18 protein-coding genes are annotated in these 26,336 nt (G+C 55.5%); 3 read left to right on the forward strand and 15 right to left on the reverse strand.

Annotated elements, in window-relative coordinates:
• Nucleotides 1-3: 3 nt before the first annotated feature.
• Nucleotides 4-1,719 (reverse strand): type I secretion system permease/ATPase, encoded by a 1,716-nt coding sequence (locus tag RHPLAN_RS28675; RefSeq protein ID WP_068025515.1) that lies wholly within the window; start codon nt 1,717-1,719, stop codon nt 4-6.
• 286 nt (nt 1,720-2,005) lie between these two features.
• On the opposite strand from RHPLAN_RS28675, the gene RHPLAN_RS28680 reads away from it, so the two are divergent.
• Nucleotides 2,006-2,404 (forward strand): hypothetical protein, encoded by a 399-nt coding sequence (locus RHPLAN_RS28680; RefSeq protein WP_068025518.1) that lies wholly within the window; start codon nt 2,006-2,008, stop codon nt 2,402-2,404.
• Nucleotides 2,405-2,734: 330 nt separating this feature from the next.
• Nucleotides 2,735-5,122 (forward strand): S8 family serine peptidase, encoded by a 2,388-nt coding sequence (locus RHPLAN_RS28685; protein WP_084245766.1) that lies wholly within the window; start codon nt 2,735-2,737, stop codon nt 5,120-5,122.
• Here the strand turns inward: RHPLAN_RS28685 and RHPLAN_RS28690 are convergent.
• Both RHPLAN_RS28690 and RHPLAN_RS28695 read right to left on the reverse strand, forming a co-directional pair.
• Entirely contained in the window at nt 5,119-6,270 is a 1,152-nt protein-coding gene (locus RHPLAN_RS28690; RefSeq protein WP_068025523.1) for a tetratricopeptide repeat protein, read from the reverse strand. The two genes, RHPLAN_RS28685 and RHPLAN_RS28690, sit on opposite strands and share 4 nt — an antisense overlap.
• Nucleotides 6,271-6,356: 86 nt before the next feature.
• The gene (locus RHPLAN_RS28695; RefSeq protein ID WP_068025526.1) at nt 6,357-10,295 is read right to left on the reverse strand and encodes an MSCRAMM family protein; all 3,939 of its coding nucleotides are present in this window, start codon (nt 10,293-10,295) and stop codon (nt 6,357-6,359) included.
• 682 nt (nt 10,296-10,977) lie between these two features.
• Here RHPLAN_RS28695 and RHPLAN_RS28700 point away from each other — a divergent pair.
• Nucleotides 10,978-11,661 (forward strand): Crp/Fnr family transcriptional regulator, encoded by a 684-nt coding sequence (locus tag RHPLAN_RS28700; protein WP_068025529.1) that lies wholly within the window; start codon nt 10,978-10,980, stop codon nt 11,659-11,661.
• A 66-nt stretch (nt 11,662-11,727) separates the two neighbouring features.
• On the opposite strand, the gene RHPLAN_RS28705 is transcribed toward RHPLAN_RS28700, so the two are convergent.
• The 12 genes from RHPLAN_RS28705 to RHPLAN_RS38670 all read right to left on the reverse strand — a co-directional run bounded on the left by RHPLAN_RS28705 (nt 11,728) and on the right by RHPLAN_RS38670 (nt 26,322).
• A complete protein-coding gene (locus tag RHPLAN_RS28705) occupies nt 11,728-12,963 on the reverse strand; it encodes a hypothetical protein (RefSeq protein WP_157100550.1) in 1,236 nt (411 codons plus the stop codon).
• A 731-nt stretch (nt 12,964-13,694) separates the two neighbouring features.
• Nucleotides 13,695-14,483 carry an FkbM family methyltransferase gene (locus RHPLAN_RS28710; RefSeq protein ID WP_335341076.1) on the reverse strand — a complete coding sequence of 263 codons (789 nt, stop codon included), beginning with the start codon at nt 14,481-14,483 and terminating at the stop codon, nt 13,695-13,697.
• Nucleotides 14,484-15,009: 526 nt separating this feature from the next.
• The gene (locus RHPLAN_RS28715; protein ID WP_198164538.1) at nt 15,010-15,645 is read right to left on the reverse strand and encodes a class I SAM-dependent methyltransferase; all 636 of its coding nucleotides are present in this window, start codon (nt 15,643-15,645) and stop codon (nt 15,010-15,012) included.
• A gap of 195 nt (nt 15,646-15,840) precedes the next feature.
• Nucleotides 15,841-16,710, reverse strand: a complete 870-nt coding sequence (locus RHPLAN_RS39795) for a hypothetical protein (RefSeq protein ID WP_157100551.1) — start codon at nt 16,708-16,710, stop codon at nt 15,841-15,843.
• A 45-nt stretch (nt 16,711-16,755) separates the two neighbouring features.
• On the reverse strand, nt 16,756-17,712 hold the full coding sequence (locus tag RHPLAN_RS38650; RefSeq protein WP_198164539.1) for an exostosin domain-containing protein: 957 nt from the start codon (nt 17,710-17,712) through the stop codon (nt 16,756-16,758).
• A gap of 63 nt (nt 17,713-17,775) precedes the next feature.
• Nucleotides 17,776-18,936: a glycosyltransferase family 4 protein gene (locus RHPLAN_RS38655; protein WP_084245772.1), complete on the reverse strand. Its 1,161-nt coding sequence runs from the start codon at nt 18,934-18,936 to the stop codon at nt 17,776-17,778.
• A 12-nt stretch (nt 18,937-18,948) separates the two neighbouring features.
• Nucleotides 18,949-20,265 carry a glycosyltransferase gene (locus tag RHPLAN_RS38660; protein WP_157100552.1) on the reverse strand — a complete coding sequence of 439 codons (1,317 nt, stop codon included), beginning with the start codon at nt 20,263-20,265 and terminating at the stop codon, nt 18,949-18,951.
• A gap of 63 nt (nt 20,266-20,328) precedes the next feature.
• Nucleotides 20,329-21,360, reverse strand: coding sequence for a glycosyltransferase (locus RHPLAN_RS28730; RefSeq protein ID WP_068025553.1), 1,032 nt, complete (start codon nt 21,358-21,360; stop codon nt 20,329-20,331).
• A 13-nt stretch (nt 21,361-21,373) separates the two neighbouring features.
• Entirely contained in the window at nt 21,374-22,498 is a 1,125-nt protein-coding gene (locus RHPLAN_RS28735; protein ID WP_157100553.1) for a glycosyltransferase family protein, read from the reverse strand.
• A 101-nt stretch (nt 22,499-22,599) separates the two neighbouring features.
• The gene (locus tag RHPLAN_RS38665; protein ID WP_237180223.1) at nt 22,600-23,859 is read right to left on the reverse strand and encodes a glycosyltransferase family 4 protein; all 1,260 of its coding nucleotides are present in this window, start codon (nt 23,857-23,859) and stop codon (nt 22,600-22,602) included.
• Nucleotides 23,860-24,017: 158 nt separating this feature from the next.
• Nucleotides 24,018-25,016: a glycosyltransferase family 2 protein gene (locus RHPLAN_RS28740; protein WP_198164540.1), complete on the reverse strand. Its 999-nt coding sequence runs from the start codon at nt 25,014-25,016 to the stop codon at nt 24,018-24,020.
• Nucleotides 25,003-26,322 (reverse strand): glycosyltransferase, encoded by a 1,320-nt coding sequence (locus RHPLAN_RS38670; RefSeq protein ID WP_084245778.1) that lies wholly within the window; start codon nt 26,320-26,322, stop codon nt 25,003-25,005. The genes RHPLAN_RS28740 and RHPLAN_RS38670 overlap by 14 nt, the downstream gene beginning before the upstream one ends.
• Between the last annotated feature and the right edge of the window lie 14 nt (nt 26,323-26,336).

The raw sequence follows: 26,336 nt of genomic DNA on the forward strand, positions 1-26,336 counted from the left end.
CTGCTACCTCGCGGTGGCCTTGGCGGGCATGGTCTGCACGGTTCCCGGACGTGTGAGCCGCGCGATAATCTCATCACGGGATCCGAACATTTCTGCACTGCCGTCCTTCAGGACCAGAAGCTTGTCCGCCACGCCCAACGTATTCGGCCGATGGGAAATCATGACGACTGTCGTGCCGCGCTTCTTGAGTTCGGTAATGCAGCTCAGCAACGCCACGTCGCCATCGGAATCGAGGTTGGAGCTCGGCTCATCGAGCACGACGAGGCTGGGATTGCCGTAAGCCGCCCGTGCCAGTCCAATCCGTTGCCTGTAGCCGCCCGACAGGATCGCGCCGTTTTCGCCGACAGGGGTTTCATAACCGCTAGGTAGACGGAGAACCATCTCGTGCACGCCGGCCAATTGGGCGGCTTCAACGACCTCCTGGTCGTTATCGTTCCGAAACCGGCTGATATTCGAGGACACCGTGTCTGCGAACAACTCGATGTCTTGCGGCAAATAGCCGAGGTGCCGGCCTAGTGATTCCCTTGGCCACGGCGCAACATCCGCCCCATCGAGTCTGACCGCGCCCGACGTCGGCGACAGAATTCCAACGATTTGTCTCGCCAACGTCGATTTCCCGGCACCGGAGGGCCCAATGATCCCCAAGACCTCCCCAGGCTCTATCCTGAAATTCACATTGCGCAACACCGCGCGATTGGTACCCGGAATCACATAAGTCAACGCCTCGACTGACAGACGTCCCAACGGCTTCGGCAAGGCCAGAGAAGCATCACGCAGCGGATTTGCCGCAAGCAGTTGCCGAACGCGATTATAAGCAGCACGCGCTGAGGTAAGGCCGCGCCACGAGCCGACCATCTGCTCAACGGGTGCCAAGGCCCTGCCAAGCAGGATTGAGGCGGCGAACATCGTGCCCGTGGTGGTCATTCGTTCAATGACGAGATACGCCCCGAGCGCCAGGATGAGAGACTGCATCGCCAACCGAAGGAAGCGAATCATGCTTGATGTGGTGGCCGCGCGGTCGCTTGCTTGGGTCTGCCGATCGAGCAGGAGATTGCGGTCTCTGCTCCAGCGATGCAGCAGTCCGGGCATCATGCCCATGGCCTGGACCACCTCTGCATTGCGCAGGCTCATGTCGGTGAAGCCGTAATTTCGGCTTGCGGCCTCATTCGCCTCGCTCAGCGGTCCTTTGACCAGATGTTCGTTCAGGAGCGCCATCAGCACCAGAATAATCGCGCAACCGAACGCAAATGCTCCGAGCCAGGGATGCAGAATGAAGATGACCCCGATGTAGATCGGCGCCCAAGGCAAGTCGAACAGCGCGTGGATGCCGCTGCCGGTGATGAACTGGCGGAAGGTGTCAAAGTCGCGAAGCGGCTGGCTGCGCGCTCCGACACCTTTCACCGCGCTCTCAACAGTAGCGGTCACGATGCGGCCGGCGAGCAGCCGATCCAGGCGAATGCTCGCGCGCGTCAGAATGCGAGCGCGAATGGAATCGAGGCTTGTGAGGGCAACGAGCGCGACGAGCAGAAGGATCGTCAGCATGACCAGCGTGACTTGGCTCGCGCTGGAGATAACCCGATCGTAGACTTGCAACATGTAGAGAGGAGAAGACAGGTATAAAAGGTTGATAGCCAAGCTGAACAGCAGCGCTACCAGAAAGTAGCGGCGGCAAGCCAGGAATACGCCCTTCAATTCATCCGCTTTCGTCTTGGCTGGCACTTATGAAATTCCGCCGTCACGGCCGAGAAAAACTGGAAATGATGAATTTGCCTCGTATTATTTTACAGCTTAAGTCGTGAAAAAGCAGTGAAATTGCGGCGCAGCGTTAATCTGCGCCCTCGGTCAGGACTCAGGAAAACTACTTACATTGAGTTCCGACATCTCACTGAGGCAACAAGCTCGTTCGCGCAATAACTATTATGGCCCATACGATATCGTTATATGTCGATTTCTGTGCCATCCCGCGTAAATCCTATATTGATTGCTCAGGGCACAGGGGCCGCAGATGACTTCTTTGGATGTCAAAGAGATCAAGGACTTTTTAGTTGCAAAGGATACTCAGCTCGCCTCGTTCACATTGGTGACGAAGTATGCTGGCGACCTTGGCATCAAGATTCCGGTCGCGGGCCTTAGAGCACTAAGAGACCCCTCCTCTTCAATTCCACCGACGGCCGCGCCTCAAGCAGAACAGCCCGCGCAGCCTGCGTCGAACCCCGGCCAACTGACAGTCACGCTGGCAACAAAGTGGCTGGTTGCTGCCGACAAGCAACGAGGCGCCATCGTCATCGCTTCGAATCTGGGAACTCTGACCCAGACCGGCTTCGTCGTGAAGCCCAAGGATGCTCGTGAGTTGGCTGCGGCACTGATCAAGCAGGCTGAGGCGGTCGAGACAGCAACAGCCTGAAGCGATTTATCTGAAGGCCGGCCGGCCTTCGCGACCGGGTTTCTTCGCATCTAACAACACGTTTGTCGGATGTCGGTCTTGATCGCTAGTTGGATGAAACGCTTGGCCTTTTGATCGTTTCTGATTCCACTCATTCGCTACATTTTTATTCAAAATCGTTCCGATATTACTTGCTGATTTGCGTGCCAACTAAGTTGTTCCAAAGTCATAATCCCAACTGCGCTCTGTATATTAGGACCTGTTAAAGCCAAGCCGTGGAAAACGTCGCCCATCGCGTGACAGCGATCAATCCGCCAAGCGGTCAACGCTTGGCAGGCAGGGGGCGACACCATGCGCAAGCAGTTTGGCAACAGCGACCAGGATAGCTCTGGTAACGACGACTGGGGCTCCTCAGATTGGGATATTTTGGGCTGGCTGAATCACGATCGCCAGTCGTCAGCGCACGTGGAGCTGGCACCTCCGCCTTCCATCGGCATCGCCACTGTCGACATTGGCTCCCCCGATTTCGGACCGGATGGCGCCGCGGCGAAGAAGGGCGGCGGAGGCTCGTCAGGCACGGGCGTGAGCCCGCCTCCGCCCCCACCGCCGCCTTCTCCCCCGCCGCCGCCTCCTCCGCCGCCGCCGATCAATTCCGTGACGTCGACTTCCACGTCAGCGACCGTTGTGTGGCACACACTGAGCCCGCCGTCGGGTGATGCAAGTTTGCCAACCGACACGCTTTTCTCGAAAGAGTGGAATCTGAGCAGCAGCACCTACGGGATCAATGTCGCCAAAGCCTGGCAGAACTATACCGGCGAGGGGATCAAGGCCGGCATCATCGACGACGGTTTCGACTACAATCACCCTGATCTCGCGCCGAACTACCGGCTGGATCTCGACTATGACACCAGAACCGGCAGCAATGACGCTTACGGTACATCGACCGACACTCACGGCACGACCGTCGCCGGCGTGCTGGGCGCGGCACGCGACGGCAGCGGCATCGTGGGAGTGGCCTACAACGCCGAAATGGCCGGCTTTCGCATTGGCTACGGCGCCAATGGCACACCTGCGCAAATCGCAGACGCCTTCAAGCACGTTCTGTCCAGCGGCATGGATGTAGTCAACGCAAGCTGGGGCTATTCTACGGCGTATTCAGACAACTACGATCTGTCTTCGTACTCCGCTGCAAAAGCCGCGATCCTGAACGACGTCGCCACCGGGCGCGGGGGCCTCGGTATCGATATCGTCTTCGCTGCCGGCAATGGCCGCGCATCGGGCGATAACACCAATTATCATAGCTTCCAGAACGACCCCAACGTGATCGTCGTCGCCGCGACTGGCAGCCTCGGCTACGTCGCATCCTACAGCAATCCGGGCGCCTCGGTGTTTGTGTCTGCGCCGGGAGGATCTTCCATCCAAACTGACGACCGGTTGGGAAGCGCCGGCTATTCTGCAACCGACTACGCGGTGATGTCCGGCACATCCTACGCCGCGCCGGAAGTTTCCGGCGTGATTGCATTGATGTTGCAGGCCAACCCCACCCTTGGATATCGCGATGTTCAAGAAATCCTTGCGCTCACCTCCAAGCAGATTGATCCCACCAACGTGAGCTGGGAAATCAATGGCGCACATGATTTCAACGGTGGCGGTTTGCACTTCAGCGAGGACTATGGGTTTGGAATGGTGGATGCCACCGCGGCAACGCGGCTGGCCGAGAGCTGGCAGTTGCAATCGACTTACGCCAACATGGCCACCGTGACGGCGACCCATACTGACAATTTGAAAATCCCGGACGGGGTCGGCAGCCTGCAGAGCCATATTGCGATCAGCAACTCAATGGAGATCGATAAGCTCGTTGTCGATCTCAATATCACCGACACGGCACCGAGTGACTTGCTTGTGACATTGACGTCGCCGTTCGGCACGACAGCAACGCTGGTCAACCATCCCACGAACGGTACCGGCACCGGTATTGTGTTCGAAACCTCGGCCAATAATTTCTGGGGCGAAAACACACAAGGCAACTGGACGTTGACCGTCACTGACACCGTTACAGGCAACATCGGGACGTTGAATGGCTGGACGCTGAAAGCGCTCGGCGATGCTGCGGACACACCCAATGTTTACGTCTATACGGACGAGTTTTCGAAACTTCTGAGTGCCGACCGCGCGATTCTGCACGATACCACCGGAGCGGCCACCATCAACACCGCAGCCGTCACGACTGATTCCTACATCGACCTCACTCCCGGCGCGCTCGATACCATTGCCGGCCGATCGTTGCAGATCGGCCTCGATACCACGATCAAAAACGTGTGGACCGGCGACGGCAACGACACCATCATTGCGAATAACGCCGGAGACACTATCCAAGGTGGGCGCGGCAACGACACCATCGTGGCGGGCTCGGGCGGCGACAAACTGTATGGCGGCCCAGGCAACGACACCTTCGTGTTCAAGGCACCCGGCCAGGTCACCGATGTCATCGCTGACTTCGTTAAAGGCCAGGATATCCTTGATCTGCATGCTCTGATGACCGCGATTGGCTACACCGGAACGAACGCTGTTGCGGACGGCTGGGTCAAGTTGGTAGCCGACGCCAATGGCGGTGGAACAAACTTCGTGGTCGACGCCCATAACGGGCAGACCCCGACAACGGTCGTCGACGTGTTGGGTGTTGCGCCGACCAGCTTGACCCAAGGAGTCGACTACTGGCTGACGTCACACACCGCCTAGCTCGTCGACACTTCGCCGTGGTGCTCAGCGGGCACAGGCCTCCTGGGTCGAGGCCAAGCCATGCCGATGTGCGTCCATTTCTCCGTCACATGCGATGGAGGTCGCCGCGTGGTCCCGAGGTTGAAGAATCGATCGTGGACCAGGGCAACTGCCCGAATTCTTGGCCAGACCTGAAGGCGCAGAAACCTTTGGTCGGAGAAACGATCCCCTTCCCTGTCGTAGTGCTTCGTCAGCAAGGAATCCATTGATGGGAGCAAGCCGGTCCAGCCACCCCATAGACCCGCCATCATAGGTTCACAGTGATAGTGATGGTCGCGAATGACGTGGAACGGGTGGTCCGCCGCCAACCATTCGTCAACGGCAAATCTCTCCCGAAGAGTGAATGGTGAATCCACGTCGCGAACCATGACAACCTTGGCGTTCGGGTCATCGAAGGCGAGAAATCTCCAAGCCAGGCTATCCCAATTTTTGGACTGTCCTTGAAAAATCAAAATCTCGGCACGCAAGCGCGATAGTGCTTGCAACACGGCATTTGGCACGTTCGAATCGCAATAAAATCGACAGCGCCATTCGGGAAAAATCGAAAACGCCATCGATGCGGCCGCGATGGCGGATTCCCAATAATACGGTTCTTTCCCAAACAGGCTGAACGCGATGATGTTCTGATGAGGCAGCCGCGCATCAAACGGCCATCGGCGTGTAAGCTTGCTTGTCTCAATTGATTGCGTGCTGGCCTCACGATCGCGGATTTCGAGCGACTTTTGGCCGTACGCCGTTGCCATGCCGAGATCGCCGAGGTCCGCCGACAACATACAGGCGAGCGCCAGGGCGTCTGCATTGCTTGGATCCAGATTGACCACGACCAAAGCGCAATCCAGCGCGGCGCGCTTGTGACTTCTTGCGTTGAGAAATCGCGCAAAGCTCAGTTCGGTCGCGGGTGACGGCGAGAGCCCTCGTGCTTGTCGCAACGACGCCAGGGCCGCATCCAGATCCTGGCATTCCAAATAGGCCCAAGCCAGCAGGCGATATACATCTGGACCGGCCACGCCCGCATCGAGAAACCGCCGGAGCTCTTCGATAGCGGTTTTGCTTTGCCCGGACTCGATGCGACTTCTAATCGCGGTAAGGTCTTTGTCGGCTGTTGTCATATTGCCCCGCAGCGCATCGGCCCGTGGTCAAATGAAAAGCGGCGGCCATTGACGGCCGCCGCTTTATTTTAGACGACGCTTGCTGCTTAGGCGATCACGCCATGTTCCCAGGCAACCAACCAGAACGCATCCGGGGTGTTGGCGTGAACGCCGGTGACCGTGATGCCTTGATCCGTGCTCCATCCGACCAGGGTGTTGTCGTTCGATGTGACGATCTGCCCTTGATTGAATGCTTGCAGCACGTTCTTCAGATCCTGGCCGCTGGCGTAGATCTCTGTTCCCCCAGGTCCACGAGTTTGGTGCGTGTCGAAAGCAACCGACGGGTCATGGGAGGTCCACGACGAAAGATTCGTCGACGTGGCGGTGTTTTGCACCGCGCCGGAGAACAGTCCCTGGAGGAACTTGACGCCCTCGCCGACAAGGTCATGACCCGCCGGCGAGATCGGATTCCCGAAGTTGTAAGATCCAGGATCGTGAGCGCCGTTGTAGATGTTCAACTGCGCTGCATCGAGCTGGTTGAGCAGAATGGTGACTTCGTTGCCTTGCGAGGTATTCCCGAAGTCGGTGACAACTTGGGTAATCGATCTTCCCTGAGCATTCTCACCGGGATCGGCGATACCATTCCCGTTCGCGTCACCGAGAAGGAAATGAGTGGCCCCGATCTTATTGATGATGTCGTCGTTTCCGGTGTATTTGCCGCCTTTACCTTGCGTGACACTGACGTTATTGCCCGCGTCAGTAAATTCATTACCGAAGAGCCCGCCGGCCTTGTCGACAATATTGGCCCACGTCGTATCGGCGGTGCCGTCCCATGCCTCTTTGTGCTGGCTCCAGAAGCCCTGAGTCAGACCGACCACACCCTTTATGAACTGATGGTTGCCGAAGTTAAGGACTTCGGTATCCCCCGAGTCCCCGGACACGTTCACGCCGCTGGCGCCTACAACGGTCGTGGTGCCATTGTAGCTGTTGAACCAGCCGGAGGGATGCGCTTCGGTGACCGTATACGAACCCGGGCCGAGATTACTGAACGTATAATGGCCGCTGGCATCGGTCGTCGCCGATACGATGCTCGTGCCGTTGTTCAGGTAGATCGTCCAGTTGGCGATGCCTTTCTCGCCAGTGTCCCATTTGCCATCGACGTCAGCGTCGTCCCACTTGTACCCGGATATTGAGAAGTTCTTGAAGTTGGCGAAGTCCTCGCCGGTGACGTTGTGGCCGCTGCTGGCCGTGATCGTGCCGGTCGGGCTCAGCGTCTCGGTCCAGCCGGTCGGCGTCACCTCCGTGACGGTGTAGGTGCCGGGGCCGAGGTTCGAGAATGAGTAATGGCCGTTGACATCCGTGGTCACGCTCGCGACCGGGTTGGCACCGCCATTCTTGAACAGGTCGATCAACACGCCGCCGGTGTAAACCACGTCACCGACGGTCGAGCCGTCGCCGTTCGCATCGATATACTTGGTGCCGCTGATCGTGATGTTCTGGAAGTTGGCGAAGTCCTCGCCGGTGACGTTGTGGCCACTGCTGGCCGTGATCGTGCCGGTCGGGCTCAACGTCTCGGTCCAGCCGCTCGGCGTCACCTCAGCGACGGTGTAGGTGCCGGGGCCGAGGTTCGTGAACGAATAGGTGCCGTCGGTGCCAGTGGTCACGCTCGCGACCGGGTTGGCACCGCCGTCCTTGAACAGGTCGATCAGGACACCAGCAGTGTAGACCACGTCACCGTTGGTGGAGCCGTCGCCGTTCGCGTCGATATACTTGGTGCCGCTGATCGTGATGTTCTGGAAGTTGGCGAAGTCCTCGCCGGTGACGTTGTGGCCGCTGCTGGCCGTGATCGTGCCGGTCGGGCTCAACGTCTCGGTCCAGCCGGTCGGCGTCACCTCAGCGACGGTGTAGGTGCCGGGGCCGAGGTTCGTGAACGAATAGGTGCCGTCGGTGCCAGTGGTCACGCTCGCGACCGGGTTGGCACCGCCGTCCTTGAACAGGTCGATCAGGACACCGGCAGTGTAGACCACGTCACCGTTGGTGGAGCCGTCACCGTTCGCGTCGATATACTTGGTGCCGCTGATCGTGATGTTCTGGAAATTGGCGAAGTCCTCGCCGGTGACGTCGTGGCCACTGCTGGCCATGATCGTGCCGCCCGGACTCAGCGTCTCGGTCCAGCCGGTCGGCGTCACCTCAGCGACGGTGTAGGTGCCGGGGCCGAGGTTCGTGAACGAGTAATGGCCGTTGACATCCGTGGTCACGCTCGCGACCGGATTGACACCGCCATTCTTGAACAAGTCGATCACGACACCGGCGGTATAGACCGCGTCACCGTCGGTGGAACCATCACCGTTCGCGTCGATATACTTGGTGCCGCTGATCGTGATGTTCTGGAAGTTGATGAAGTCGATTCCAGACTGCGACTGACCATTTGTAATCGTTACGTCGTACTCTCCGGTCCCCGGAGCCAACTGGGTCCAACCGGCCGGCAGCACTTCGTGGATTGCGTACGTGCCGTCGCTTAGTCCCGTGAACGAAAAGTCACCGTTCTGGTCGGTGACCGTGGACACATCGCCGGCGCTAAGCCCCGGGATGCCGTCCTTTTCAATGTAAATGGTCCATCCAGGAGCAAAGTATTCCGTCACACCGGAATCGCCTTGTACGCCCTGCACTTCGCTGTTGGTCACCACCCCGTCCAGATCGATCAGCTTCGAACCGGAGATGGTCGCCGTGCCGTTCGCGCCGCCAATCACATAGCTCGAGGGGTCGCTGGCCATGACCTGCGAGCCATTATACGTGCCCGTGACTGTGCCGATATTGCTGTAATTTGAGGAGCCGGCTACGCCCGTTTCGGTGAAGGTCCAAGTTTCCGTTGGATCCAACATCCCATTGTTGTTGTCGTCGCCGGTGAAGCTCGTGACGGCGCCTTGGATGTTGTCCGTCACCGTAATGTTGGACAACGAAACGTTGCCGGGGTTCGTCACCGTGTAAACCCAGCTGATCGCATCTCCCGCGTGGACGGAGATGCCGTCGCCGGACACAGAACCATCCACGGTCACCTTGTCGATGGCGATCTGGGGCTTCGCCGCCGATATGACGCCCCATTCCTCGAAGCCGCTATCGGCACCGCTGAACTGCGAATACAAGTAGACGAACGGATGGGCGGGATTAAACACGCTGTCTGGGATGAGGACGACATAGTCGCCCTTGCCGCTTCCGGCGTCCCACGCGGCGCTCATCAAGACGGAATGGTCCTGACCTTGATCGAGGTCGTAAACAGCAGTGCCGGGAAGCGTCAGCAGATTGCCGGAGTCGCCCTGATAAATTTGCAGCTTATCGAGTGAAATCTGCGGAGCGCTGGATTTTTCGTTCAGGTCGAGCCGGAATTCGCGATAGGCCGGACCCGTATCGCCGGCCAGGTACGGCGTGCCATCGTCATGAACCAACGGAATCGACGAGAGCTGCAGAGCGTTCGTATGCTGCGACTGCTTGTCGTCAAGCGGAAGCGGCGAACCGTCCGTGTTGAATCCCTGTTCGGTGCCCTGCTTCTGAATCAGCAAGAAAGAGTCAAACACGCCCGTCCCGGTCGACAAAGCCGACGAGGTGTTCGTGAAAATCGCGCCATTGACTGTGCCGGTCGCCCCCTGTCCGGATACGTCGACAGTCACCGGCGGCGAATCCGTGAAGCTCGCGGTCGCCGTCTGTCCACTCGTCTGGTCGGTCGCGGTCAACACAAACGCCTGATTCGCAGCGTCCTGATTGACGCTCCAGCTCGTCACAATCGTGCCGTCGACAGCGCCATTCAGGTCTCCCGCGCCGCCATCGGTCACAGTCCACGGCTGGTCGGTGCCGCTTGTGACGCCATCGGCGGGGTTGGTATCGGTGACGAGGAATTCGACCGTAGCGCCCGGCGTGACGCCTTGCGCCGTGATGGTCGCCGTCGATTGCGGCGCGTAGTCGGTCTGATCGGTGGAGACGACCAGCGTCGGTTGAATCGTGCTGTTCGGGATGATGTTGTTCGTGGTGTTTGGATCGGTGTCCGTCGCCATTGTCTGACTAGCTCCCAACTCTGACCCGCGCGTTTCCCGCCGCGGTCCGTTTGACCACTCGCCCCAGGCCCATTCTCGAGCCCTTGGCCGCTACAGACGCATTCCCACACACCGCCACGTTCACCGTGACGGCGCGACCAATTTCAGAGTCTGTACGAGTGCACCCCCTCGTAGTCGCAATCACGAACGGTGTGGCCTTATGTTCGGCGCTTCCGCTCTCTCGTTCTTTCGGCTCGCTCGTTCAGCGCGCCGTCTTCAATTTCTTCGCTCCGTCTTTTCGTTGCAGAGCGCCGGCAAATTCAAAACTTAGAGAAGTCCTGATATGTGTTGTATAATCTTACCGAAATTGACGCTATGATAAATATCACAGGATGAGCACTTAGGTTTTAATGATTAAAATCAGAGTCTTGATAGAGTGCATAACGACTCGTAATAAACCATATTCGATCCTGCCCTGCGCAACAGGTTGGATCGCTGTCAATGCGGCACACACGCCTCCGCTCGCACCAGATCACGCGACGGAACGCGTCACAGTCCAAGATTTTCTAAGTGGAGGAGAGCTCAGTGAGCGGTGAGGAAAGGTGCATGCTCACTGCACCAACCGACATCAACCAAAACGGAACAATCAAATTGCATCGGTGTTGAAATGAATTAAGTGTGCGGTCCGCCGGGGCGATCAACGATGCTGAGCGGTAAGCCACAAGCTAAATCGAATTCCACGCTGCCGGAGGCGCTGCTCGATTTTCTCTTCGTAGCAGCCACGACCCGTGCGCTGAAAAACGGTGAACTGCTGTTCTCAGTCGGCGATGCCGGCGACGGCTGCTATCTGATCCAAAACGGCCTCTTGAAGGTGTTCGTAACCTCGCAGTCCGGCGAAGACCGAATCGTCGCCATTCTCGGCGCTGGTGATGTGGTCGGCGAGTTGTCGATGATCGATGGGCTGCCGCGTTCGGCGTCCGTGGTCGCGATCACGGATTGCAATCTGCAGTTCATCAGCCGCGACACGTTCTTGGAAACGGCATCACGGGATTCAGAAATCCAGAACGCCCTGATCCGCATGCTTTCGACGCGCCTGCGCGAAGCGGTGAAATCGATGGCCGCCTCGAGCTTCCTCACGGTGAAGGGCCGCGTGGCCCGCGCCCTGCTCGATCTCGCCAAGCATATCGGCATCGACTCCAACGGCGCGATGCTACTCGACTACAAGATCAACCAAGGCGATCTCGCAGCCATCGCCGGCGTGGCCCGCGAGAATGTGAGCCGGGCGTTAGGTGAGTTTCAGCGGCGGAAGATCCTGACGCGCAAGCGAGACCGCTACGTCATCAGCAATGTTGCGGCGTTGAAGCGCGAGACCGATTACGGCGGCTAGCGTCTAGCGAATTCTAAAGCGCTTAGGCCCCGGTGCTGGCTTGGCAGCGCTAAGGGACCACCCGGTTTAAGCAAAAGGAGCCTGCGCGCGATGTGGCTTCTCGTCCGCCGCAACCCTGGTGGTGCTGCCGCCGTCGAGGTTAACCGCCGGCGCAAATCCGGCCTCTAACGGACTCTGAAAGCGAAGCCCCTCGACACACCAAATTCCCGCGAAGACGGTCATGGGTAACGCAAATCCTACATGGCCGATAAAGTACGTCGGCCCGGCAAAAAATTCGAAAGCTAGTACCGGACATAACATGAGACCCAATGTTATGCCCATCAAACCGTACGCCCGATGCAGAAAATCGGTCCGTATGAGAAAACTCATACAGCCGACCACTCCAGCAAGCACCGGCAATGTTACCGAAGCATGCAGCCATGGCGGCATACTGGACGTTTTTGCCGATAAATGTGCTGTCGGGAAGCGCGATGGATCATAGAGAAAGAGCGGTACATTCAATAAAATACAAACCAAGAGAACCACCAAGACGAATTCGACCATTCGCCGAACACCTGCAATGTTATTTATCACTCCCGCCAAGATTGGGACTGCCATCACATAAATGGGACGAGATGAGATGCAGATTGCGAGGAATATTTCCGCCCCTCGACGAAGCCACGGTGGCTTACTGGTCTGAACAGTAATGACCAGATGCATTGCAATCGCGACGTACATGGCATTGACGAGGTAATCGCCGCCCGTGACGAAATCCTGCATCGCGGCTGGGCATGCGAGCAGAAACAGAATCAAATAGGAGATCGCGGTCATGCGATCTTTGAATATGGTGGCGCACCAAAAAACGAACGCAGGGACCCACACGAGATTTTGTAGCGCACTGTTCCCGAGCAAATAAAACGGCAAGGCCAAAACAAGGCCGCCGAGCATCGGGGTTGGAGGATTCCCGAGATATGTGTTGGCTGAATATGGGTAGCGACCTGCAAGAAGCGATTGCAAAGCGACATTCAGGGCGTCATCCCGGTCGGAACCTGGCCCAAGTACGCCGCTTTTGGCGATGGGATAAAGTACGGCAAAAGAACATATCGCAACCGCACTAATTGCCCAGAACCAACCGATGGACGGGCACGGGCCTAAATCACGATGGAGTATTTTGATCGCCAGAATTAAAAGCAGAAAGAACGGGAGTACAGCAAAGGCGCCTCCATTTCCCAGATATTTATGGATCAACCCAATCGACGGAAGCAGCCAAAGAATGAATGCAACTGTGACGCAAAACGTTCTTTGGCGGGACTGAAGAGACATAGATGCTTCCCTGCATAAAACAATGCACTGCCTATCTCGAGCCGCGAGACCTACAGTCGGCGCGACCCGCGCGATGGGCGTCTTATCTCCTTACTGTCGATGGCAGAATGGGCATTGCGAGCTCAAAGCGACACGGTGAACAGTCTGGATGTGAGAGATCGAAAAACTCTTACCTGGCTAGGCGTAATCTCATGTGGCATTGGATAAGTTGATCAAGAAAGCGCGAACGAAACGTCCAATCCCTCCCGGCGCAGCGCATGTGCGAATCGTGTGACATGCGAGCTCAACAGTTCGCGCGAGCCGAGAATTAAGGTTCCGCGAGCTGCATTACTCTATTTTACCAGGCTGTATCGGCGCACATTGACCCATATCCGCCGCTGCTGCTGGTTTACAACATAGACCCGGATGATCTTACAGCCAGTGCCTGCATGGCCCTGCGAACATATCAGGCCTTAAGTGAGTTTCAGAGATGAAATATCCTGACCCGTAAGCGCGGCCGCTATGTCATCAGGTAGCGTTGCTGGGCTGAAGTACAAAACCGTACTACGGTGGCTAATGTCCGAAGACCCTAAGAGACCTGGACCAGCAAGGCATCACAAGTTCGAAAATACTTTCGTCCGCCACGAACCGTGATGCATCCGCTACTTCCAACTGGACCAATCGCCCTCACTAGAATAACTCTTTATCAGGCGACGTCGAAAGCTCGCGGCAATCGCACCAACACGGGCCCTTTACTGCCGCGAATTTTTCGTCGCTATTTGAGGCAGAGCAAGCACCGTGTAGAGTCCATTGACGTTCCGATCGATGACAGTCCATGTGTATCGATGGGCCCTCAACCTCTCAAACAGTTCCTTCTCAGATCCACCCGACAGCGCGAGCTGCTCCGGGTGCACTTCAATTAGCATTGTCGGGCAATGCGAGGAAAGTAAGCAACTAGCTCCTTTAATTGCTTCGAGCTCAAACCCTTCGATGTCGATCTTTAACAAGGAGGGCGGCGCGCAATGAGCAAGTACTGTGTCGAGCCTTCGAATGACCACAGAAATCTCCGTGATCGGCTGATCGGGAGTATATCGTTCATTGATAGCGGTCACGGCTTTGTGGAAAGACGCCGAGGTGGATGTGCCCTGGGCGGCAAATGTCCGCACTCCATCCTCGTTTCCAATTCCGATCGGAAGCACCTCGATAGCGGTCGACCTGACATTGCGGCGAAGCTGTTCAACGACCCCGGGGGAAGGCTCGAAGGCACAAACGGAACCGCTTGGCCCGACAATTTTTGATGCGAAGAGGCTGAGAATTCCGACGTTCGCGCCGACATCCCAAAACCTGCCTCCCCGGCGCAAGTGTGACGCAATTGCCTTCGTTACACGTGGCTCGTACCGCCCATAAATCGACGACCAACATTCCCGGGAGAGCCAAATCCACTCCCCGTGGAGGTATGTTGGCAGGCTGCCGCGGAACATGGCGCCAACCACCCGATCAATTGCGCGTAACGCACAGTGCCTGATTCTCATGAACGTCATTAAGTTTGCAACATCACCCGAGGAGCGCCTAATGACAAGCGCCAAGAACGACCCAAAGGCATTGCGAGCCGCGAACCTTTGGACCTCCAACGCGGTGAAGATGTTAGCGCCGGTGTCACGGGAGCGCGGTGATTGCGGCAACTCCGAAGCCGAAAACACCGTAAATGATTCTGCACATCGGGTCGCTTAGACGGACGCCCTCCGTCGCGGGCGAAAGTCCTGAGCCCGCTAATGTTACGATGCAAGAGCGTAACCATGACCACGTCTACGGGAGAGTCTCGGGAAACAGTTTAGTGGCGCACGTAGCAAAAATTGCGCCGGTCCGCAGCCAAACATTTCGCCTCTACCGAGAACGACCAGTGTCGGCCGAGGAGCCTTTAATTTCCATCTGCATCCCTGCGAATGACGTGTTGCGCAAGTGTCAGTCTCGGGGCGGATCAACAGATTGATGGTCAGACGCCCGCAAATTCATTGCGGACAGCTTCCAAATGATGATACCCGCAGATAACGCTCGGCTGCCGACGCCTCATCGTCGAGCTATCACAATGAAATTATTGCAAAGAGAGGGGAACAGATCGGCAAGACGTCGACTAATCGTCGATAGACCGCCCATACCCATGGGAAGGAATGAAACCCCATGAAGGTGAACATCGCGGAATCCGTGTTCTCGAAGCTGATTGGCAAGCACCGTTGGATTATATAGACGGACGTGATGAATTACGTTACGGAACTCCAATCCTACAGGATAAATACCAAACGGCACCAATAAGCGGTTTCTAAGACTATTTATATTCGGTGTGGAAAGCGCGAGCCAGCCGCCGGGCTTCAAAACACCTTTAATCAGCTCAATGAATTTATCGGTATCAATGATGTGCTCGATAACTTCCATGGCAGATACGACATCAAACTGCGTATTAAAATCCGGGAGGCTAACAGCGAAGTCGGCCTGCTTGTAAGCCCACCCGTTGTCTTCCGAGCCCTTCTGGCTTTCCGGCCAATCGTCGGACCCCGCGGCAAAAAGCGCGACACGGGCAAGCAGAAGCCTCAGGAATTGCCCTTGGTTGCAACCTAGGTCAAGCCATGAACTTTCCCGGCCGATTCGAGCACCGTGTGAAATAGTAAGGTCTATAATTCGATTGAACCGATACTCGTCGAAATTCATTTGCGTCACCTCAGGCAACATCTGGAAACAACATCGGGGTAATACAGATAGTGCCATAGTACACCAACTGCGACCCGCGGCGCAGCGCGAAAATCAAAATACTCAGAACCACATCGACAGCAATCCACCACGAGATTGGCATATCTCAGAATAGCGCCGGCTACGGCGTGGCAGAACCCTGTGCAACAACATCGATCAAAGCGGGTATGACAAAAGACGCCGAAAGCCAATTAAGTACATTCTGGCACGATCAACCGGAGTCAGGTTATAAACATTGGTAACGGCAATCCAACGCCCCATTGCAAGGCGCGCGAACCCAAGGAGCCTCGATACGAAACGAGTCCGCAAAAAAGAAACATGACTCCCACGCGCGTACGCCGGAAGAAAATGCAACGAACTCATAAGATTATCCGCCCTATGCTCCCCTCTACTAGTCACCGAGCTCGCCCGCGCGTGTTCAGGGTTAGGCATGCCACCATGTTCCCCATAATGACGCCAAGGGATATAAGCTTCAGCTCCAAGGCCCATGACATACCATTGCAGATGGGAATCGAATGTGAAATATGAACGCAGATCATGCCTACCGGCCTCGTAGTCGAAGAATTTCATCATCAAGCCAGCCACATGGCTGTTTATAACATATGAGACAAGCGGTGCTGTGTGTCCACGCAACAGCCGCTTCTCTCCAATGATCGCAAGCAGTCTTGGACTTCCTTGGTAAAGATACCCCCACGCTCGTGGATTGTCGGCGGGCCAAAACACCTCAAATTCACCAATACCCCGACACGGCACGAAATCAGCTTCGCAAACGAGGGTATAGCCTTCGTAGGCGATAGCTTTCTCCCAGGCATTTTTGTGATTGAGGAACGTCCTCGAGTTTTTGCTGAATTTCAATTCCTCATCAGTGTAATCTGGTCGCAAGACCTCAACGTCGAATCCCTCGCATTCCAAACTCGCCTGTAATTTTCCGACATCTTCGCGCCACGCGAGAATGATTGCCTTAGCCACCACATGCCGGAGCACTTGTGGCGTTCTGCTACTGCCCCGTTCTGCGTTGCGTCTCATTTAGCTGCCTTCGAATGACACGGTAGCGGCATAGTCAGGTCGAACCTAATTATCTTGCACAACCGCCGCGACCCGCGCTTGCGTCTGGTGTAGTAAAGTCCAAACCGCTCGACCATCCAGAGCCCTTAGGGCGCGTTTCAACACTCCCTTTGCCCCTGATGAGCACCCCAGGTATCGATCAGATACAGACAACAACAATTGATCGAAAAATACGTCCGGGCCGAATAGCCGAGAATACGCGCGCGACGCGCACTGTCCCATTTCGTCCGCCCTGTTCTTCAAATTTCCCAGCAGGACTGGGATCGAAGCAATTTCCTTTTCGCGGACCATCACACTGCAGCTGTCCCAATCAATTCCGGGAGGAGGCAACCATTTATCACTGATGATTACAGGAACTCGACCACAACTCATCGCCTCATAGATCCGGATACTCGATGGACCAAATCCTCTCGGGCAAAGCACAAATTTGGATTCCTGAATGAGATCGAAATAGGACCTCGTATAGTCGAATGACGCAATTCTTTGCGGTGCTTCACTGACATCAATACAGGGCGTCGTATTGTCGTTTAACTCTCTTACCATTTGGCGCAAAGGATGCGTATTAATTCTCCCCAAAAACGAAAACAAGTATCTTGGAACCGGTCGCAACTTATCCTTCGATTTGAGAGGGGCCTTTAAACTGGGTAGATATGACCAACTGTGCGCCCAGTCACACCGCCGCGACAGCGATGCATAAGCACCGGGCAATATCGGATAGGGCCAGTCGGACTCCGAATAGACGAAGTGCTGTTGAACCGGAAACCTGCGCACCTGATTAATAAGAAAAGGAAGCTCACTAAGGCCAAAATAGCCATGCTCTAAATACAGGACGATGTCTGCCTCTTGAATTTCTCGTGTACGTATAAAGCACTGCGTCGGAAATTTTTCGAGAATTTCATTTCCTCGAACGAGCGTCGAGTTGTTGTTATCGCTGAAAGCTGTTATGAAAAATTTTTTTTTCATTTTGTAGCTCGCTTGGCGCCGCATGATACATGCGTTTATTTATCCAAAAGTCAGCTAGTTGCGTCAGTTACACCCCCTTGAGACGCTCTGAACGGCGGCCTCAATGCCCGCAACGGCGGCAGATATACTGTGCTCGTTAGATTTTTTTTCGATCAAATGCAGCGCGGGAGGCGTCTGCACAATTTCATCCAACCTCTGTGCAAGAGCAGCAATATTGCCGACCGGAAATATCCGCCCAGCGACACTGTCGCCGGCGATATCTTTCGCTGATCCGACCCCGTCTGCGAGTATAACTGGACGGCCGCAAGCTATCGCTTCGTTGGCCACAAGCCCCCACGTCTCGCGTCCATCAGACGGCAACACTAATACATCCGATGCAGCGTAGATCTTCGGCATCTCCGTCTGGTTGCAGAATCCGAGAAAGTGCACTTTGATGCCAGCAGCATCCGCCACTCCTCTCATCTCCTCTTGCAGCACGCCCGCTCCAGCCACTACAATTTCCATTTCACGGTTCCTGGCCTTCAAAAGGGCGACGGCATTCAAGACGTCAAGTGGACGTTTGAACGATACAAGTTTTCCAGCGAACAATACGACTTTGGTACTCGGTACGATCTTGAGGCGTTCACGAACCTCCCGTCGCGCATCGATCGTGGCGTGAGCAGAAAACCATTTCGTATCGATACAATGAGGCGAGTAAAACAGTCGTTCTTGAGGATATTTATAATGGATCCAATAATCGCGAGATTGAGTTCCGACGTACAACGCACCGTCAAAGAGGCGGAGAAAGGCGGGAAAAATTCCTGCTTTCAGTACCCGCTTAAAGATCGTACGCGGTGTATTGAGGTGGCTATCCCCGCGCACGAGAAGCGGCAGTCCCTGAACTTTTGCCGAAAACACGGTCTGGATGTAACATTTCAAATGCCATCCCTGCACCATAACCGCGTCGAACTTTTCTTCGCTAAGGCGCTGACGTATTTCCGGAGTATCGCAGCCGAAGAAATGATGCACACCGGGTTGTGTAGACACGTTGCGCAAGAATAAATATTCGTATCCAGATAGAAGATCCGTATCCCACTCGAACTCGACGCCAAATCCAGCCCTAGCTTGATCGTCCGACGTGGCCCGATGCGCATAGAGAACCTGCAGGTCAAGGCGTTGTGCGAGGGCCCGAAATAGCGGCGCATAATACTGCACCGGATGCGAAGCTACGATTGCGAGGCGCATCTGATTCTTGAGCTATTTGGCCCGAGTCAAGCTCATTCGGTCAAAGATTGCCGCGAATTGACAAGCAACGTTGTCCGCCTGATAGGCTTCATAGGCCGACGGATCTGCGATTCCAAAGGAGTTGGGATGAAGTGCCAGATCTCTCAGAGCCTCACTAAAAGGCACCTCCGAGCTAACCAGCTCGTCTCTATCAGCAAATGAGAGTGCTCGCCCCCCTCTCGCTCTCGACAATATCGAGTGTGCGCTGCTCGCACGATGGAAGAATGAAAGATACGGCCTCTCACTCATAAGCGCGGGATATATCTTAGATGCCGTATAGTGAGGTTCGTCCGAGCCAATTAACAGCAACGCGTGTGATCGCTTCAGCGCTGAAAGCGCCTGCAGATATGGAATGCGGTGCGGAGTTTCACTGACGGCATTGGCAACACCTTCCGACTCCGCGACTGGCAGTACTCGCTTCGTCACGTCATTAGATTGATTGCTTGTTCCAATAAAATTGAGGCGGATATTGGCGGCAAGTGTCGGTTCCAGTCTTCGGAGGCGGGAATACGCCCGAAACAGAACACGCACCAAGGGCTCTGCTCGGGGTAGGAACGTGCCTACGTAGCTGAAGTTAATCATGTCTGTTGGAAAACTGATATCTTCGGTACCGACATCCAAAACTCGAAAGTCGTCCGGGTCACCCCCAATAGGAATTGCAGCCATTTTAGATGCATCGAGCCACGGATAGCGACCCGCCATCTCCGCATTCTGAATGTCCGAAACAGATGTGACGAAATCTGCGCTACGCAAGACCCTTGGCTCCAACGAGACCGCCAGCCGATGAGTGATTCCAGCTTTAGACATCATAGGCTGAGCAGCGCCCCATGCGGATACCCATGGGTCTTGAAAGTCCAGCACGACCGGAACACGAAAACGTCTCTTAATGTAGCGACTGAGAGCCATTTGATAAAACGGAGCGCCGGTCATCAGCACCGCGTCGTAATCATCTGCGTCCAAAAGCGCCTTCAGTTCTTGCCGCACCGACCAATATGCACGCAACCCAAGGTCGGTGACCCCAAATGGTTTCGTCAGTTTGACAGGAAGCGCACGAACCCTTCGCACCTTGATGTCTTTCCGCACTAAATCCAGCAATTTCCAATCCAGCGTCTCATTGAGGTCACGCTCGTCAACACAGACGATTGTAGGGCTCCAACCGTGATTCGGGAGGAACTTGGAGACGTGTCGAACCCGATGCACGCCCGCAGCCGCGCTCGGCGGAAAACTCAGAGATACACAGCAAACCTTCCGCGGACCGACTTTTCCGGCGTTCCAACCGGTCAAAGACATGTCAGTCGCTAGCACGAGCCGGTTCCGCTTGGTTATGAACTGCTAAGCTTCGCAACGACATCCTCAAGCGACCGAAACACGCTCGTGGTACAAGCGCTCGTACTCTTCGACGATCACCGATATCGAAAATTTTTCCTCGACCCGTGCACGGCAATTTCGACGATCAATTTCCCCGAGCCTCATCACGGCATCGCAAGCTTCTTGATTGGTTCTGACAAGGAAACCATCGGTTCCGTGTCTAACAATTTCCGGCAAGGCTCCAAGCGGACGAGAGATGATCGGTGTACCACACGCAAGCGCCTCCGCGAATACTATACCGAACGGCTCGTTCCATTCTATCGGAACAACCATCGCCGCGGCCTGCCCCAAGAGCATGTTCTTCTGCTCGTCGTTCACAGGGCCGATATATTCAATATCACCGCCGATGTGCGGGAACACTTCAGTCATCCAATAATCATGCTCAGTACCCACTGTCGCGTGATTGCCGGCGATAATCAACCGCCTCCCTGTCTTCTTAGAAATATCAATGGCGTTATGAGCACCTTTGATTCGATCAAGGCGACTTAAGAACACCAGGGGAGCATCATCCGCAACCTGAGACCGAAATCTATAAAAACTCGTATCGACAAAGTTATGCACGGCGCGCCATAACCCGCCCGCTCGTCTGCCTTGCAGACAAATGTACTCACTGCAGCCGGTAAAGCTAAGAGAACCGCCGGCAAGTATCGAACCAAGCCGCACCGTTCTATAAGTCGGTTCGCGCCCGTAAGTCATGATCTTCGGCAAAGCCGCGGTCAGAAACGGCAACATGTACATGATGCGAGAGAAGCTATGTACGATATCGGGCTGGAACGAACCGACAGCGTTTCTCAATGCATATACGTTGCGGCCAGTATCAAACAGGTTAGAGGAACGCTGCCCAGGCCAAGGGTAGAATGCGTCTACTGCACAGGTAGATTCTGCATTGGCAACTAGACAAATTTGATGACCCCGAATCCGCAATGCCGCTACCAAACCTGCGACAACTCGCTCGACCCCACCGTACATTTTTGGCGGCACCGGCAGCTCTGGATCGACCGGTATTAGAATTCGCATCCGTAGCCTGTTCTCACAACAGCCGACTTACACTTCTTAGTATTTTGCTTTTTTCGATGTCCCAATTGAACTTCGTGTCACCGAGCAATTTCGCATGCGCTTTATCTCTCATAAGCTTGTCCGGATCGCCCGCCCAAGCATCAAGCGCTTTCACAATCTGGTCTTGGCTGTCCAAATCGACAAGTGACGCAGCATTCCCTAACTCTGCCGCAAGATCTCTTTGCGCTGGCGTATCACTAAGGAGAACTGGCACTCCGGCCAGCAGATACGTGAATATCTTGTTGGAAAGGCATTTCGCACGATTGGGTGGCGAATTGAGTTCTGAGGCAAGGCCCACGTCGTAAGCGGCGGCCAGCCGCACCATTTCTTCCGGCCAAGCCGACGGAAGAAACGATAGCAAATCGGCCACTCCGCTTTCAGCCGCTAACTCCCGAAGCCGAACGGAATAACCAAGATGGTCGCTGCCTCGAATGAATAGCCTGACTCGCCGCCTCAGCTTAGCCATCGCCAAGATTATCGGCTCAAGACCACGACCTGGTCCTATTGTTTGGGAAAACCAGTACACCGATAATGCATCTTTGTCCTTGCCCGTCGAAAAGCTGCCCGCCTGCAGCGCATGTTCACGCGGAAATACATTAAGAACCGTCATCATTTCGACGCCGTAACGTTCTTTGTACGCCTGCGCGATTCGTGGCGAGGCTGCCGTCAGGTGTTCGCACTTTGAAATAAATTGCGCTTCTATCCGACGGCGAATATCAAATTCTGAGCGATTCGCGGGATTTCTCTCCAATTCATCGAGATGATCATCTTCCGCGTCGAACCCCATTTTGGCGTTATTTAGACGTGCCGCGTCATAAATGGCGGGCAGCGATGCGAGATAGTGGCCGATAAAAAGGTCCGCAGGCTGCGCCATCGCCGCTCTGGCCAATGCAGGGGTGATAATCGAATGGCCTGAAGCTGCCCACCGAACGCTCGATAGTCCCCAAGCAAAGGCCGACCTCGCAAACTCCTGATAAACTCGGCGCGCAAGATAGAACGGACGAATTGGAAGGTTCACTCGCTCAACCATCCATGGCGCTCGTGCAATCACCGTCTCGTCAAGTGACGCGACCCCAGGCGTTGTGTGGCCGTAAACCACTCTGACCTCATACCCCGCTTCATGGAGAGCGTCAGCCTCCTTCACAATCCTAGGGTTGGACGCGAGATGCCCTGGCGTCACGAGGCAAACCTTTTTTGCCCTCATGAAGCAGAACCCGCACCTGTCAAATAGTTCGATACCTGTCGGCCTAATTCGGCGCGGAAATCCCGCCACTGCCAAGACTGAGCAGTCTCCAGTGCAAGTTGGCGCATTGCCAGCAACTCTGAGCGATGAACAATGCACCATTCAATAGCTCGCGAGAGCGCGACGCTGTCGCCTGGCGGAATCACAAGACCGTTCTTGCCATGTCGCACGAACTTAGCGGCCCCCGCACGTGGGGTGGTGATGACAGGAAGTCCATGTGCAAAGGCTTCCATCACGACCATACCAAAGCCATCGCATAGCGTTGGAAACACCAAGACGTCTGCGGAGCGATAGAATTCATGTAGAACGCTGGGAGGTACCGTCGGCGACAACCTAATCGTTGTCGGTAAATTATCCGTCAGATGCGAGGGCAACTGGTTTTCCCCAAATACATCTAACGTTGCGCGTCCGTTAGAAGCAATATTCCGCCACGCCGCTAGAAGATGATGAGCACCTTTTCGCACACCAAATGTTCCCGCCCACAAAACTTTCAGGGGCTTCTCGTCTGTAAACCTGTTCGACACCGTCCCCGGCTCGACACGTGGCGCTCCCAGAGGGATCACTCGTACCTTGGCGATGTCTAGTCCCGCGCTGGAATAAGAATCGCGCGTGAATTCGGAATTAACAATGATCAAATCCGCCAGTGCCCATTCTTCTCGCCGCCGCATCGTACGCTTCGTCTGGCGATTAACGAAATAGCGGCGAGCCCGCGTATTGAGCTCTGGGAACTTCTCGATCTCCTGTTGAATCACACCCTCGCTATATTCGTGCTCTGGGGACGGCACTTCGTAGATGCAAGCGACGCCACGCTTTTTTGCCTCACGAAAGCTCGCCAGTGCACTGAATTCATAGCTATATATCGCTTCGACTCCTTTGAGTGCTTTCTCCGCCACCCAGGAGTCAAACCTAAGCGTTTCTCTTTCCCATATGAGATCAACAAGGCGCGAATCTAGCTGAAGTCGTGCGGCCAGCGTTCTGATAATTTCCCAAAATGGCGCACAGTGGAGTAGCTGGCTTGGAATCTCATTAATAGCTCTGCGTTGCAACTCGCGGTTTGCATCCATCCCAAACAGAGTAGTTAACCCAACTAGCGCGCGACGCCATGTTGCGTCAGGCTGATCTGCGAAGGTCGTCCAATATCCAGACAAAATATCCGCTTCCAACAAGGCTTGGGCCGTCTGCTGAACAAACGCTCCGGTTCCAGGGTGGGAAAGCACTACTTTCAAAAAACAACCTCGATTTGCGATTGAGTACTCAACAGGTCGAGACAGACATCGGCAGCAAACTGCTCGTCGAGCAACGCGTCACGAGTTCGCGCCCCTCAGGAAAAACCGACAACACCACTTCGAAAAACATTCCGCAGCCAATCGGCACGCTATCGGGACCGTATTGATCTACACACTGACGCAATCTGGGCTAAAGCAAGCAATAAAATGCCTGCAATCTGAAAGCCAACAACGCTAGAAGCGACACTCGCCACCTTGGGCCAAGTGAGTTGAAAACCAGGCTCCAAGGCATAGAGCCGCCGAATGCAATCGCGAAAGGCCTCATGGTCATAAAAAAATAGCGTCCGGGCGGAATACCCGTATATACTGGCGATGTGACATTGCATTCTTGCGCTCATCACGCCTTGGCGCTCGACAAACGATTGCAGATCGCATCCATTGCGGTAAACGTCGGCAACAAACGCTGCTTCACTGCGGCGTGACAAGCTTCCACCGAGGGGTACTCGATAGACAGCACCAGCGCCAGGCACGTGCACGAAGCTTCCTCCTAGAAGACCAGCATCTTGAAGGAAGCGTGCGTCCTGGACAATCGGTAGCCATTCCTTCCATCCACCAATTCTGTCGACGATTGTGCGCCTGTATGTCAAAGCTGCTAGGGGCGCCCAGAACTTTAGATGAGCAATAGCAGAATCTACATCTAGATCTTCGATCCGTCGCGTGACCTGCTCACCGCTCTCAAATGTACCCGGCGCTATTTCTACGAGCTTTTTCCAATCCGAATAAGCCACGTCAGCATTGGTCGTTTGAAGCGCCGTTACACGCCTTTCGATGGCATCGGGAACGAGCAGATCGTCGGCGTCCAAGTATTGGATAAACTCGCCGCGGGCCAGAGCGGTGCCCCGGTTGCGCGCCGCGCTAACGCCTCGGTTGGGGCCAAACTCGGCCCGCACTTGATTACCAAGCGACCGGATAAGCTCTGTAGATCCATCGGTGGACCCGTCGTCGACGACGATTACCTCCACACGGGGAAAGGTTTGGGCGAACACGCTTTCGAGCGTGGCTTCGACGAAGCGCACAGAATTGTAACAAGGAATAATGACCGAGACGAGGCCCGACTGCCACGTATCATTTGTGTCAGGCGGCATCATTGCTATTGGTTGTCAGATCGTAATAGATCGCAGCCATTTCACGGCTTACATCAAACATGGTCCGAACCGGCTTGATTCCAGAACGCAAGCGCATCCGTAGTAAATCGTCGTTGACGAATCGCTGGAGCGCATCCGCCCACGCAGATACATCGTCGTGGGCAACAAGAAGCCCGTCTTGGTCATGGCAGACAAGCTCTCGAATGCCGCCGAGATCAGATCCGATGACCGGTATGCCTGCCGCAAAAGCTTCCAACACCACAAGCGGACCGGTTTCCATCCATTGCGACGGTACAGCCAACACGTCGATGCTCGCCAGAAAATTTTCGACCTCGTTGCCTACCTCTCGAAACCGAATCCTGGGATCACAAGAGGCGGCGCGCAGCACCTCTGTTTTAAATTTGGAATTGGCTCCGCTATCTGCAGCGCGAATGTCCAGTGTGACCGAAAGATCCAGCGACAAGCGCTTAAAGGCATCTACGAGAACGTGAATCCCTTTGGCGCGGTCCCAACGACCGAGAAACCCAACCCGGACGGTGTCGTTTTTCTCCGGACAACGGTGTGCACCAATAGCGCTCAATGACCTTACACCTTGGCGATTAAGCACTAGCTTTCGATCGGGAACGCCGTTGGCGCGGAGCGCGCGATGCAGCCAACCGCAAACCGCGACTACCCGATCTGCGGCAGCTACCATATAATCGATCTGTTGTCTTTTTTGCACCGCAAGTGACCTAGCGGCTAGAGCCGGGCCGACGTGTGGCACACTCGCCAATGGACCTAGGGAGACGGGAAGCGCTGCCAGAGGCCAGGAAGCGATCTCTGGCACCCCCTTAGATTGGAGCCAACACGATGCGCACCTGGCAGGTACAATTTGGCCGTCGCAAGCACTACGGCCGTTCAACAGCATTGTCCCTCGCATGCAAATGTTAGCTGGGACATGCACACTGAGGACGGTCTTTAAACCAAGACGTTTCGCCGTCTCGATGTGCCAGAGTCCGCAGCCTGTAGTCCACGAGTGCTGATGATAGACATCCGCGCGCTGCCTCGCTAACCAATCTTCGAATACTTCAAAGAAGCGATGCGGCACTCGACCTGTTGTCTCGCCGCGCCGCCAAATTTTTGGCGTTGGATAGCGGAAAACATCTATCCCATTATGACCGTATTCCAACGGCAGGCTCGACATGGCGGGTGCGGCAACAACGGTATCGATACCTTGATCCCGTAACCCCTGTGCCAGAAAATCCACGTAAACTTCCGTGCCACCTACGGAGTCTGGATAATAGAAGCCCGCGCACTGAACAACGCGCATGTTGGACGATCAAC

It is taken from the genome of Rhodoplanes sp. Z2-YC6860, assembly GCF_001579845.1.
Lineage (GTDB): Bacteria > Pseudomonadota > Alphaproteobacteria > Rhizobiales > Xanthobacteraceae > Z2-YC6860.

Excerpts from the sequence above, each read along its gene's own strand:
- RHPLAN_RS28680 (WP_068025518.1), top strand. The coding sequence starts at position 2,006 with ATGACTTCTTTGGATGTCAAAGAGATCAAGGACTTTTTAGTTGCAAAG.
- RHPLAN_RS28685 (WP_084245766.1), top strand. The coding sequence starts at position 2,735 with ATGCGCAAGCAGTTTGGCAACAGCGACCAGGATAGCTCTGGTAACGAC.
- RHPLAN_RS28690 (WP_068025523.1), bottom strand. The coding sequence starts at position 6,270 with ATGACAACAGCCGACAAAGACCTTACCGCGATTAGAAGTCGCATCGAG.
- RHPLAN_RS28695 (WP_068025526.1), bottom strand. The coding sequence starts at position 10,295 with ATGGCGACGGACACCGATCCAAACACCACGAACAACATCATCCCGAAC.
- RHPLAN_RS28700 (WP_068025529.1), top strand. The coding sequence starts at position 10,978 with ATGCTGAGCGGTAAGCCACAAGCTAAATCGAATTCCACGCTGCCGGAG.
- RHPLAN_RS28705 (WP_157100550.1), bottom strand. The coding sequence starts at position 12,963 with ATGTCTCTTCAGTCCCGCCAAAGAACGTTTTGCGTCACAGTTGCATTC.
- RHPLAN_RS28710 (WP_335341076.1), bottom strand. The coding sequence starts at position 14,483 with ATGACGTTCATGAGAATCAGGCACTGTGCGTTACGCGCAATTGATCGG.
- RHPLAN_RS28715 (WP_198164538.1), bottom strand. The coding sequence starts at position 15,645 with ATGAATTTCGACGAGTATCGGTTCAATCGAATTATAGACCTTACTATT.
- RHPLAN_RS39795 (WP_157100551.1), bottom strand. The coding sequence starts at position 16,710 with ATGAGACGCAACGCAGAACGGGGCAGTAGCAGAACGCCACAAGTGCTC.
- RHPLAN_RS38650 (WP_198164539.1), bottom strand. The coding sequence starts at position 17,712 with ATGAAAAAAAAATTTTTCATAACAGCTTTCAGCGATAACAACAACTCG.
- RHPLAN_RS38655 (WP_084245772.1), bottom strand. The coding sequence starts at position 18,936 with ATGCGCCTCGCAATCGTAGCTTCGCATCCGGTGCAGTATTATGCGCCG.
- RHPLAN_RS38660 (WP_157100552.1), bottom strand. The coding sequence starts at position 20,265 with ATGTCTTTGACCGGTTGGAACGCCGGAAAAGTCGGTCCGCGGAAGGTT.
- RHPLAN_RS28730 (WP_068025553.1), bottom strand. The coding sequence starts at position 21,360 with ATGCGAATTCTAATACCGGTCGATCCAGAGCTGCCGGTGCCGCCAAAA.
- RHPLAN_RS28740 (WP_198164540.1), bottom strand. The coding sequence starts at position 25,016 with ATGATGCCGCCTGACACAAATGATACGTGGCAGTCGGGCCTCGTCTCG.
- RHPLAN_RS38670 (WP_084245778.1), bottom strand. The coding sequence starts at position 26,322 with ATGCGCGTTGTTCAGTGCGCGGGCTTCTATTATCCAGACTCCGTAGGT.